The 11,556-nt window shown below is 44.9% G+C and carries 8 protein-coding genes and 4 tRNA genes; 1 reads left to right on the top strand and 11 read right to left on the bottom strand.

Annotation, left to right across the window (positions count from 1 at the left end; translation table 11 throughout):
- Window positions 1-612: 612 nt before the first annotated feature.
- From FTU40_RS12375 to secA, 8 genes are all read right to left on the bottom strand, one after another.
- Window positions 613-689, bottom strand: a tRNA-Pro gene (locus FTU40_RS12375).
- A gap of 17 nt (window positions 690-706) precedes the next feature.
- Window positions 707-782, bottom strand: a tRNA-His gene (locus FTU40_RS12370).
- 33 nt (window positions 783-815) lie between these two features.
- A tRNA-Arg gene (locus FTU40_RS12365) sits at window positions 816-892 on the bottom strand.
- 34 nt (window positions 893-926) lie between these two features.
- Window positions 927-1,003: transfer RNA gene (locus FTU40_RS12360), tRNA-Pro, on the bottom strand.
- A gap of 151 nt (window positions 1,004-1,154) precedes the next feature.
- Complete coding sequence (gene nadA, locus FTU40_RS12355) at window positions 1,155-2,222, bottom strand: quinolinate synthase NadA (RefSeq protein WP_159516630.1); 1,068 nt, start codon at window positions 2,220-2,222, stop codon at window positions 1,155-1,157.
- 152 nt (window positions 2,223-2,374) lie between these two features.
- Window positions 2,375-3,595 (bottom strand): bifunctional glutamate N-acetyltransferase/amino-acid acetyltransferase ArgJ, encoded by a 1,221-nt coding sequence (argJ, locus tag FTU40_RS12350; protein WP_180041042.1) that lies wholly within the window; start codon window positions 3,593-3,595, stop codon window positions 2,375-2,377.
- Between the two features lie 158 nt (window positions 3,596-3,753).
- Entirely contained in the window at window positions 3,754-4,107 is a 354-nt protein-coding gene (locus FTU40_RS12345; RefSeq protein ID WP_005098054.1) for a hypothetical protein, read from the bottom strand.
- A gap of 137 nt (window positions 4,108-4,244) precedes the next feature.
- A complete protein-coding gene (secA, locus tag FTU40_RS12340; RefSeq protein ID WP_180041040.1) occupies window positions 4,245-6,971 on the bottom strand; it encodes a preprotein translocase subunit SecA in 2,727 nt (908 codons plus the stop codon).
- Window positions 6,972-7,304: 333 nt separating this feature from the next.
- Here secA and FTU40_RS12335 point away from each other — a divergent pair, with 333 nt between their 5' ends.
- Complete coding sequence (locus FTU40_RS12335) at window positions 7,305-7,940, top strand: peroxiredoxin (protein ID WP_180041038.1); 636 nt, start codon at window positions 7,305-7,307, stop codon at window positions 7,938-7,940.
- 398 nt (window positions 7,941-8,338) lie between these two features.
- Here FTU40_RS12335 and FTU40_RS12330 read toward each other — a convergent pair whose 3' ends face one another.
- Genes FTU40_RS12330 through accD form a run of 3 tightly spaced genes read right to left on the bottom strand, consistent with a single transcriptional unit; the run spans window position 8,339 to window position 11,555 of the window.
- Window positions 8,339-9,388 carry an SPOR domain-containing protein gene (locus FTU40_RS12330; protein ID WP_373686065.1) on the bottom strand — a complete coding sequence of 350 codons (1,050 nt, stop codon included), beginning with the start codon at window positions 9,386-9,388 and terminating at the stop codon, window positions 8,339-8,341.
- Window positions 9,379-10,662: a bifunctional tetrahydrofolate synthase/dihydrofolate synthase gene (gene folC / locus FTU40_RS12325; protein ID WP_100355751.1), complete on the bottom strand. Its 1,284-nt coding sequence runs from the start codon at window positions 10,660-10,662 to the stop codon at window positions 9,379-9,381. The genes FTU40_RS12330 and folC overlap by 10 nt, the downstream gene beginning before the upstream one ends.
- The gene (gene accD, locus FTU40_RS12320; RefSeq protein WP_034608357.1) at window positions 10,659-11,555 is read right to left on the bottom strand and encodes an acetyl-CoA carboxylase, carboxyltransferase subunit beta; all 897 of its coding nucleotides are present in this window, start codon (window positions 11,553-11,555) and stop codon (window positions 10,659-10,661) included. Before accD ends, folC begins: the two co-directional genes overlap by 4 nt.
- Between the last annotated feature and the right edge of the window lies 1 nt (window position 11,556).

Raw genomic sequence — 11,556 nt, 5'->3', positions numbered from 1 at the left:
TTATCAGAAGTTTTAATCTTCATCACTGCCGATGGATGTGCATTCTACAGGATTTCACACCCAACACAACCCCTATTTCTAAATAATTCAGCAAAAAACCAACGACTGTTTATTTATTCTACAAAAAGTGCAGGTTTTTCTATTTTTTGATCATAAAACATACACTCCAAGGAGGTTTATAGTGTTTATTTACTTATAAAAGCTATTTCTGGTGGATTTCAGATTTATATTTTAATTTATCTTTTCTTTAGCAAGAAAAATATAGATATCAAGACTGATAAATTATTTATATTTCCCTTTTATATAAATGCTGAGGAACGCATACACCTTACCAAAATAAAATAATACGAAAATGAGAATGCCTCAATATTCCTCCACCCTTAAACGCATCATAATCCTTCTTCAGCAAAAGACATAAAATAAAAAACCCATCTCACCTGCATAAGCTATATTGAGTGAAAAATAAATTGATATAGAGATACAAGTGATTACATAAACAATTATCAAAAAGGCGACTATAAATAATATTGTGTATTTTTTATACTTATTAAATTTTAGGCATAAAAAAACCGCTTAACGCGGTATCTTTTATCTCGACCATCTTTAAGGAGATGGTCGGAGCAGTAGGATTCGAACCTACGACCCCCTGGTCCCAAACCAGGTGCACTACCAGGCTGTGCTATGCTCCGATTTCAACTTTAAAAGTTGGGGTGAATGACGGGATTCGAACCCGCGACAACTGGAATCACAATCCAGGGCTCTACCAACTGAGCTACATCCACCATCATTTTGATTCTTAACATCAAGCGACCAAATGGCGCGCCTGACAGGATTCGAACCTGTGACCATCCGCTTAGAAGGCGGATGCTCTATCCAACTGAGCTACAAGCGCGTTACTGATGCAAACATCATTTGCCTTGAAGAATTGGTCGGAGCAGTAGGATTCGAACCTACGACCCCCTGGTCCCAAACCAGGTGCACTACCAGGCTGTGCTATGCTCCGATTCATCTCAGCTTTCGTATCGAACATCGTTCGGTACGGTGTGCATTCTAGGCGTGACGCCCGGAGACGTCAACACCTATCTTAAAAAAAAACCTAAAAAACGCGCCAAGCGTTTATTTATCAAGCGCTTCAGACATTTTTTATACAAATTTTAACGTTTTAGTCCGGCACTAAAATTCAACATGCGATCTAGAGGCAGTTTTGCGCGTTCAGCCAGTACAGGATCGACATGTACTTCCTGATCCTTATGCTGTAATACATGCAAAATACCATCCAGCTCATTCATTGCCATCCACGGACAATGCGCACAAGAACGACAGGTTGCCCCTTCCCCCGCAGTTGGTGCCTCAATCAGGATTTTATCGGGAACTGCTTGCTGCATTTTATAGAAGATACCACGATCCGTAGCCACAATTAAACGCTGATGTGGCAAAGTCTGTGCGGCTTTAATCAGTTGCGAGGTACTGCCTACTGCATCGGCAATCTCGACTACAGACATGGGGGATTCCGGATGTACCAACACCGCAGCATCGGGATAGAGTGCTTTCATATTGACAATACCGCGTGAACGGAATTCTTCATGCACGATACAGGCACCATCCCAGAGCAACATTTCTGCACCGGTTTTGCTTTGGATATATCGGCCCAAGTGCTGATCCGGCGCCCAGATAATTTTTTCACCGAGACTATCCAGATGTTCAATAATTTCCACTGCACAGCTAGAAGTCACTACCCAATCGGCACGCGCTTTCACCGCTGCGGAAGTATTGGCATACACCACCACGGTATGATCGGGGTGCGCATCGCAAAAAGCTGTAAATTCATCAACCGGACAACCAAGATCCAGTGAACAGGTTGCTTCCAGGGTTGGCATCAGCACGGTTTTATCTGGAGATAAAATTTTTGAGGTTTCACCCATAAATTTCACTCCTGCCACCACCAACGTAGAGGCTGGATGATCGCGACCAAAACGTGCCATTTCCAGAGAATCCGAAACACAACCACCGGTCAACTCAGCCAGTTCTTGCACTTCAGGATCGCAATAATAATGCGCCACCAAAACGGCATCCTGTTTTTCCAGCTCAGCCTTGATTTGTGCAAATTTGTCTAATTTTTCCTGCTGGCTCATTTGATGTTCTTGAGGAACGCCTAAACGATCTAAATGCGCCTGCACAATCGACTTTGCTTCATTGGCTATTAATTTGGTCGCACTATTCATAACAACTCTTACTCTACCCTAATTATCCGTTATGACACGGACATTTACCCTACACCCTAATCACAATTGGCAAAATGCCATTTTTGACCAGTCATTAAAAATCATAAGATATAAAAAAAGCCCCACAACGGAGGCTTTAGAAACGATCTGAATTATGAACGATAATCTGCATTAATCTTGACGTAATCATAAGACAGGTCACAGGTATAGACCGTGTCTTTCGCTGTACCACGTCCAAGATCAACACGAATCGTCATTTCAGCTTGGGCCATCACACCTGCACCAGCTGCTTCAGTATAGTCTGCTGCCGCACCACCATCTTTACAGATTTGTACATCATCTAACCAAACCTGAATTTTTGCAACGTCTAAATTCGGCACACCAGCATAACCAATCGCTGCCAGAATACGCCCCCAGTTTGGATCAGAAGCAAAAATCGCAGTTTTAACCAATGGCGAATGTGCAATGCTATAAGCCACATCACAGCATTCCTGAATATTAGCACCACCTTCTACCGCAACTGTAATAAATTTGGTGGCACCTTCACCATCACGCACAATCAGTTGCGCCAAGCGTTTCATGGTACGCATTAACACATCAAGCACGACTGCATAACGTGGATCTTCAGTCGAAGTAATTTCAGCCCCCCCGCCTTGACCTGTGGCAATCAAGATGCAGGAATCATTGGTTGAAGTATCACCATCGATAGTAATGCGGTTAAACGACACATTTACTGTTTCTGTTAATAACTGCTGAACCAGTTCACGGCTGATTGGAGCATCGGTTGCCACATAACCCAGCATAGTCGCCATATTTGGACGAATCATGCCGGCACCCTTGGAAATACCGGTCATGGTATAGGTGACACCATCCAGCTCGAACTGCTCTGAAGCACCTTTCGGTGTAGTATCTGTGGTCATGATTCCCGTTGCAGCATCGACCCAGGCATCATCACGCAATGAGTCTAGCGCAGGTTGTAAACCGCTGAGCAAACGCTCCATTGGCAATTGCTCGCCAATGACACCCGTAGAGAATGGTAAAACTTCAGCAGCCTGTACCCCTGCCAGTTCAGCCAGCTTGGCACAGGTGGCTTCTGCATTTGCCATGCCTGTAGGGCCGGTTCCTGCATTGGCATTGCCGGTATTGATCACCAGGTAACGCGGATTCCCTACCTGTAAATGCGCTTTAGATACATGCACAGGGGCTGCACAGAAGGCATTTTGAGTAAATACCCCTGCAACATTGGAGCCTGTAGCCAGTTCAAATATCACCAGGTCACGTCGGTTCTGATAGCGCACATAGGCTTCAGCCGAACCAATTTTAACCCCTTTCACCACATGCATCTGTGGCATAGATACGTCACCAACTGCCATTTTAAAGTCCAATATTGAAGTTTCGGAAAAATACAGCTTAGTTGATCTGCAACAAAAAATCGAGCCAAAGCCTGAGTAAGCTTGAGATTTATGATGGATTTTCACAATAAAAAACCAGTCATCAAGACTGGTTTCTGCATTTTCAAAAATCGGGGATTTTAATTTTTCGCAAGTTGCCCTGCTTCATTTAATAAAGCCTGCTTCGCTTGCTGCTGACTCGCGGCAGAAAGTGCCGGATTAGATGCCACAATACGATCTGCATTGGCCGCATTGGCCGGTGCGATCGCAGCGGTCTGCAACACAATCGGGCGATTCTGATTGGCAAAGGTATAACGAATCCCGGTACGCGGGCTGGCCACGGTCACTTGTTCATCTGTACGTTGTACTTGAGCTGTAGTAGAACCCACTGCTTGCTGAACTTTATCAAGTGTCGTGGTGGCTGCAGTTTCTGCAAAACTTAAAGCAGGCATGGCCAAAGCTGCAATCATGAGCGTTTTTAATACTTTTTTCATTCAGGTTATTCCACTTTTCGGTGTTGAATGAGCCATTAAATACCATTTAATCCGCAGGACTGCAAATAGTATTCAGTTTCTGAAAAATCTTTATACATAAAAAATCAGAGCCATGTGGCTCTGATTTTCAATATCGCTTAGATTCTGCCATGACACTGTTTATATTTCAGGCCTGAACCACATGGACAAGGTGCATTACGGCTTGCCGGCGCTTCAAAGACTGGCGCTACCGGACTTACCTCAGCATTTTGTTCAGTCGTATTTTCATGTTCATCTGCAAGTAAACCCTCGAACTCATCATGAGATAACTGCAATCGCATTGCCTCAGCCTGTGCCTGCTGCTGTGCTTCCATTTCAGCCAGCTCTTCAGGGGTCGGCACATGAATACGCGATAAATCTGTAACGACATCCGATTTGATGACACCCAGCATATTCACAAACAGGTTATAGGCTTCTTTTTTATATTCCTGCTCTGGATTTTTCTGTGCATAGCCACGTAAATGGATGCCCTGACGTAAGTAATCCATCGCTGCCAGATGTTCTTTCCAGTGGCGATCCAGAGAATTCAGCATAAAGTGACGTTCAAGCGATGCTGCAGATTCCGCACCCATTTGTTCACGACGCGAACGGTAACGATTCAGTACTTCATCGCTAATACGCACCACCAAGGCCTCTTCATCGAGACGACGGTCCTGTTCCAGCCATTGTGCGATAGGAAGATCGAGTGACATGTCTTCACGCAAGGCCAATTCCAGACCTTCAATATCCCACTGGTCATGAATCGACTCAGGCGGAATATAATTAGCAATTACACCCTGCATCACTTCACGAATCATTTCTTCAATATAATCTTGCAGCGAATTTTCTGCCAGAATGTCATCACGCTGACTATAGATAATCTTACGCTGTTCGTTATTCACGTCATCGTATTTTAGCAAGTTCTTACGAATATCGAAGTTACGTGCTTCGACTTTACGCTGTGCATTCTCAATCGAGCGAGACACCATTTTGTGTTCAATCGCTTCATCTTCCTGCAAGCCCATGGCACGCATCATACCCACCACACGGTCACCGGCGAAAATACGCATCAAGTCATCTTCAAGCGACAGGTAGAAACGCGATACACCCGGATCCCCCTGACGGCCTGCACGACCACGCAACTGGTTATCGATACGACGTGATTCATGACGTTCAGAACCGATAATATGCAAGCCACCCGAATCCAGAACGGATTGATGATTAACATCCCATTCCGCTTTCAGACGCGCTTCGTCATCGCTTGTCGGATTTTCAATTTTGGCCAGCAATGCTTTCCAGTTACCACCCAGCAGAATATCGGTACCACGCCCCGCCATGTTGGTGGCAATGGTCACGGCACGCGGTGCACCGGCCTGCGCAATAATATCCGCTTCACGTTCGTGCTGTTTGGCATTCAGTACTTCGTGGGTAATACCGGCAGCTTTCAACTTATCGGATAGAATCTCAGATGCTTCGATGGTTGCCGTACCAATCAAGATTGGCGCAACACCGGCTTCATGCACACGCTGAATTTCTTGAATAATCGCGTTATATTTGCCTTCACGATTTAAATAGATTAAATCGTTCTGGTCATCACGGATCATTGGACGATGGGTCGGAATCAGCACCACATCCAGACCATAAATTTCTTTCATTTCCGCGGCTTCAGTATCAGCAGTACCGGTCATACCCGATAATTTTTTATACAGACGGAAATAGTTCTGGAATGTTGTGGTTGCCAGGGTCTGGTTCTCTGGTTGAATTTCCAGACCTTCTTTGGCTTCTACCGCCTGATGCAAACCTTCAGACCAACGACGGCCCGGCATGGTACGACCGGTATTTTCATCAACGATAATCACTTCACCATCATTGATGATGTATTGCACGTTACGTTGATATAAATAATGGGCACGAATTGCTGCAGTGACGTGATGCAACAGGTTCAGGTTCGAAGCCGAATAAAGGCTCTCGCCTTCAGCCAGCAAGCCCATTTCAATCAGTTCACTTTCAATAGTTTCAAAACCCACTTCAGTAATTTCAACTGAACGCTGTTTTTCATCAATCCAGAAGTGACCGCCATCCGGTACTTTCTCTTCTTTCTGTGCCTGTAATTTTGGTGGAATATTATTGATGGCTGCATAAAGCTGTGAAGAATCTTCACTTTGACCGGAAATAATCAGCGGAGTACGTGCTTCATCAATCAGGATCGAATCGACCTCATCAATAATCGCATAGGTTAAACCACGCTGCTTTTTCTCAGCCAGCGAGAACACCATGTTGTCACGCAGGTAATCAAAGCCAAATTCGTTATTGGTACCGTAGGTAATATCGGCACGATAAGCTTCCGCTTTTTCCATCGGATTTTGCATGGAATAAATAATCCCGATGCTTAAACCCAAAAATTCAAATAATGGACGGTTGAGCTCGGCATCACGTTGTGCCAGGTAATCGTTCACGGTAATGACATGCACACCCTGACCGCTGATGGCATTCAGGTAACAGGCCAAGGTACCCATCAGGGTTTTACCCTCACCGGTACGCATCTCTGCAATTTTACCTTCGTGCAAGGTAATACCACCGATCAGCTGCACGTCATAATGACGCATGCCCATCACCCGCTTGGCGGCTTCACGACAGACTGCAAATGCTTCAGGCAATAATTTATCGAGGTTTTCACCCTTATTATATCGTTGTTTGAATTCTTCAGTTTTCGCAGATAAGTCTGCATCGCTAAGGGTAGATATCGTCGGCTCGAGCACATTAATCTTGTCTACGATTTTACGCATGCGTTTGAGTTCGCGCTCATTTTTGGTACCGAAGATTCCTCCGATCAGACTTGCCAACATGAATAGACTCTCTAAATCTTGCTTGTCAAATGAATATGTTCTTAGTCGTTATTATGGTGCTAGAAATTTGAACTACAAGGGTTTTGCTATAAAACCGCTGAAAAAAATCTGATCCTGAGTTCTAGCCCCGAGATCTAAGGCAAAGTAATGTAGCAAACTTTAGCTGTGCAATATAGTCAATTAGACGACTGATTTGTTTGATTCTAGATAGATAAAACAAATCACTTATGCTATTTATTCATAAAGAAAGCTAAAAACACTATTTTTAATCATAAAAAAATTAGTTCATATTAAATCTCATCTCTACATTAAAAGACCAATTGAGGCAAAAAGATGAGTTTACGTCTAGGCGACACCGCACCGAATTTTGAACAGCAATCCAGTGAAGGCCTGATTAATTTTTATGATTTTCTGGGCGATAGCTGGGGCATTTTATTTTCACATCCGGCGGACTATACGCCGGTATGTACTACTGAACTTGGTTATACCGCAAAGTTGAAAGATGAATTTGAAAAACGTGGTGTCAAAGCCATTGCCTTATCGGTTGATGATGTTGAATCACATAAGGGCTGGATTAAAGACATCAATGAAACCCAGAATACCACAGTCAATTTTCCGATCATTGCCGATCAGGATCGTAAAGTGTCTGAGCTATATGACTTTATTCACCCGAATGCCAGTGAAACGCTCACAGTTCGCTCTTTGGTGGTCATCGATCCAAATAAGAAAGTACGTTTAATCATTACCTACCCTGCATCGACGGGTCGTAATTTCCATGAAATCTTGCGTGTGGTGGATTCATTACAACTCACCGACAGCCATAAAGTCGCAACACCTGCCAATTGGCAGCATGGCGATGATGTGGTGATTGTGCCTTCCCTAAAAGATGAGACTGAAATTGCACAACGTTTTCCTAAAGGGTATACCGCGATCACGCCTTACCTGCGCTTAACGCCACATCCTGAGTGAGGATCAGCAAGGCACTGCTTCGCCCTGAGGAATATATTCCGCAAGAAGACGAGAAGCTACGCTTCGAGTGACACAAATTAAAAGGACTCCTTTTTAATTTTGCGCAACACAAGTGAAGTGCGCAGTAATAGATAAGCAGAGCACTGCTCTGTTCATAAAGAATATGTATAAGTACATCCACTCTTAACGTTGATGTATCTATATAAAAAGCAGCAAGATTAAAACTGAATTTCTAACCCGAATGACGTGCCGGTTTCGAAGTTCATCACCAGCCTATCTTTAGATAGGCTTTTTTAATCCTGAGAGTTTTGTCACCTTTTTAATTTTTGCTCCCCAATAAAAATGGATCCAGGCATAACCTGAATCCATTTTAAACCAAAGTACAGTAATACGCTGTCTTAGTTACGCTTATCTAAAGGCACCCAGTCAATCACCCAGGCAGATTTCATATTCAGACTGTCATCTGCAGCGATTTTTTTACGCGAAGCATCAGCAGTTTCCCGATCCTTTGATGGACCGACCATGATACGAATCCCTTTAGAGGTTGGACTCTTGGTCACTTTATAACCCTTGGCACGCAGTTTTGCCGCAACCGCATCTGCATTGGCTTCATTGGCTGCCAGTGCGACCTGCACCATCCACTGCTTGTCACTTTCACCTTCCAGCAATTTACGTGCCTGCTCAGCTTCTGCTTTCTTTTTGGCGTCTTCTGCTGCCTTTTTCTTGGCTTCTTCAGCCTTACGTTTGTCTTCGGCTTTACGTTTTTCTTCGGCGGCTTTACGTTCAGCTTCTTTCTTCTCGGCTGCCTTACGCTCTTCCTCAGCCTTACGTTTTGCCTCAGCCGTCTTACGTTCTGCTTCGGCTTTTTGCTGTTGCTCCAATTTACGTTTTTCTTCAGCCGCTTTGCTTTCAGCGGCTTTACGCTCCGCTTCTTTCTTGGCCGCTTCAGTTGAACTGTTGGCTTTTTGCTGCTCAAGCTTCTGCAGGGCTAGCTTTTTGTCTTGTGCAGCCTTTTCTTCAGCCAAGCGTTTCTGTTTGGTCTGTTCGTCTTCGACCAGTTCTGGTGGAATATTATCCGAGCTTTGCTGTCCCATACGATGCGCATTAAGTGCAGCATATTCTTCAGCCGCTTTACGCGCCGCATCTGCTTCTGCCTGCTGCTGCATCGCTAAAAATTCAGCCGCACGAGCCTCCTGCTCTGCCACAGATTTTTCCCGATCACGGCGTTGCTGTTCAAGTAAACGCTTTTCTGTTTCCACATCGACCGTCAAGGAACCCAGCGAATGATTCACTGCATCCTTAGTTTCCACTTCCGCAACCTGTGCCGGTTTCTGCTGACGGTCCTGCTTGATTTCATCTTGACCTTTCAGGAGTAATGCTGCCAATAAAACACCACCACCGAGTAAAACAACACCGCCCATCCAGCGCTGTTTGTTATTCATTGACATTCTTCCAAATACTCCCATACCGCTTCTAAGGTATGAAATGATCCACATACCAAAATCAGCTGATTATTATCTGTTTGATCCAGTGCTGATTTAAAAGCTAATTTCACATTGTCAAATTGTTCTACCGCCTCACCGCCTAGAGCTTCAGCCAAAACTGTGAGCTCTGCCGCACGTGGGACGGATAATGGTGCAATTTTCCACAATTGAACCGTGTCTTTCAATAACTTGGTGACAGAATTTATATCTTTATCTGCCAACATTGAAAACACACAAACGATATTTTTATAGTTTTGATTGTAATTTAAATAGTTTCGCAACTGTTTCAGCAGAAACTCGACCCCATGCGGATTATGTCCGGCATCAAAAATCACGGTTTTATTCTGGATTTGACAGACTTCAAAACGTCCCGGCAACTTTGCCGTTTGAATCCCTTGTGCAATCGCCTGCTGACTGACGTTTAATCCGCTCAGCAGAATGGTAGCCACAGCGGTAGAAATATTATCTAGCGCCAGTGAACCTGTTGGGAGTTTTAAGGTCGTACCTGAAGAAGCAAATGCCCAGCTTTGCCCATCTTCAAAGGCTTCATAGAAATAATCACGATTCACCGCATATAGGGGCGCGTTGCATTGCTGAGTTTTATCTAAAATGGCTTGTGGAATCTGTTGCTGTCCACCAAACACCACCGGAATATTCGGCCGGATAATTCCGGCTTTTTCAAAGGCAATTTTCTCGATGCTATCACCGAGCCAATCGGTATGATCCAGACCAATATTGGTAATCACTGCTACATCCGGATTAACCACATTAACCACATCCAGACGACCGCCCAGACCGACTTCCAACACCCAGACATCACATAACTGATCTTTAAAAATCACAAAAGCGGCCAAAGTGGTCGCTTCAAAGAAAGACAGGCTCAAATCACATTCGCGACGAGCCTGATCCACCTGAACAAAAGCATCCACCAACAACTGATCTTCAACTTCAATGCCGCGCAGTTTTACCCGCTCATTGAAACGGTACACGTGTGGAGATTGATACAGTCCGACCTTGAAGCCTTGTGCATTCAAAATCGCAGCCAGTGTGGTGGTGGTTGAACCCTTACCATTGGTTCCAGCCACCGTCAGCACTTTGGCCGCCGGACGTGTCACACCGAGCTTTTCAGCCACCGGAATAACCCGTTCCAGACCTAAATCAATACCCGTAACATGAACATGGCTCCAATAATCGAGCCATGTACTTAAAGAATCTGTTGCTAGCGGTGCTGTGTTCAATGCAGGTTCATCAATTTCGTAACAATACGGTAAACTGTATCACGTAATGCGTGACGGTGAACAATCTGATCGATTACCCCATGATCAAGCAAATATTCCGCGCGCTGGAACGGTTCTTCCAGTTTTTCACGGACAGTTTGTTCGATCACTCGTTTACCGGCAAAGCCAATCATCGCCTTCGGTTCAGCCAGATGTACATCACCCAGCATCGCCAATGATGCAGTGACACCACCGTATACCGGATGCGTCAATACCACCACATAAGGCAGGCCTGCTTCTTTTAAACGCTGGATAGCAGCCGAAGTACGTGCCATTTGCATCAAGGACAACATGCCTTCCTGCATACGTGCACCACCTGAAGCAGCAAAGCAGATCAAGGGCTGACGGGCTTCAATCGCACGCTCTGCCGCCTGAACAAAACGGTCACCGACCACTGTCCCCATAGAGCCGCCCATGAAATCGAATTCAAATGCACAGGCAATCATTGGGACATCTTTTAGCAGGCCTTGAATCACGACCAACGCTTCGGTTTCGCCGGTTTTCTTTTGCGCTTCTGCCATACGCTCTGGATAAGCTTTGCTATCGACAAACTTTAACGGATCTTTAGCCTTAAACTCCTGACCCAGTTCAGTCTGTACCTGGTCAAAGAACCAGTTCAGGCGATCACGGGCTTTCATGCGTAAATGCTCATCACACTGCGGACAAACATAGGCATTGAATGACATCGCGGTACGGGTCACCAAAGCATGACATTCAGGACACTCGACCGTAGGCTCGGTAAATGTCGCTTTGTAGATCGTTTGCTCATCGGGTACATGAATGCCTGGAACAATGCGTTCCGTCCATGGGGTCGATGGGCTCAGAATTTTGCCTGATTTCACGGGTTGACTCATA

Source organism: Acinetobacter sp. YH12100, from assembly GCF_013419135.1.
GTDB lineage: Bacteria > Pseudomonadota > Gammaproteobacteria > Pseudomonadales > Moraxellaceae > Acinetobacter > Acinetobacter pseudolwoffii.
This window is presented reverse-complemented; position numbering and strand designations above follow the sequence as displayed.

Excerpts from the sequence above, each read along its gene's own strand:
- nadA (WP_159516630.1), bottom strand. The coding sequence starts at position 2,222 with ATGAATAGTGCGACCAAATTAATAGCCAATGAAGCAAAGTCGATTGTG.
- FTU40_RS12330 (WP_373686065.1), bottom strand. The coding sequence starts at position 9,388 with ATGTCAATGAATAACAAACAGCGCTGGATGGGCGGTGTTGTTTTACTC.
- accD (WP_034608357.1), bottom strand. The coding sequence starts at position 11,555 with ATGAGTCAACCCGTGAAATCAGGCAAAATTCTGAGCCCATCGACCCCA.
- argJ (WP_180041042.1), bottom strand. The coding sequence starts at position 3,595 with ATGGCAGTTGGTGACGTATCTATGCCACAGATGCATGTGGTGAAAGGG.
- FTU40_RS12345 (WP_005098054.1), bottom strand. The coding sequence starts at position 4,107 with ATGAAAAAAGTATTAAAAACGCTCATGATTGCAGCTTTGGCCATGCCT.
- FTU40_RS12335 (WP_180041038.1), top strand. The coding sequence starts at position 7,305 with ATGAGTTTACGTCTAGGCGACACCGCACCGAATTTTGAACAGCAATCC.
- secA (WP_180041040.1), bottom strand. The coding sequence starts at position 6,971 with ATGTTGGCAAGTCTGATCGGAGGAATCTTCGGTACCAAAAATGAGCGC.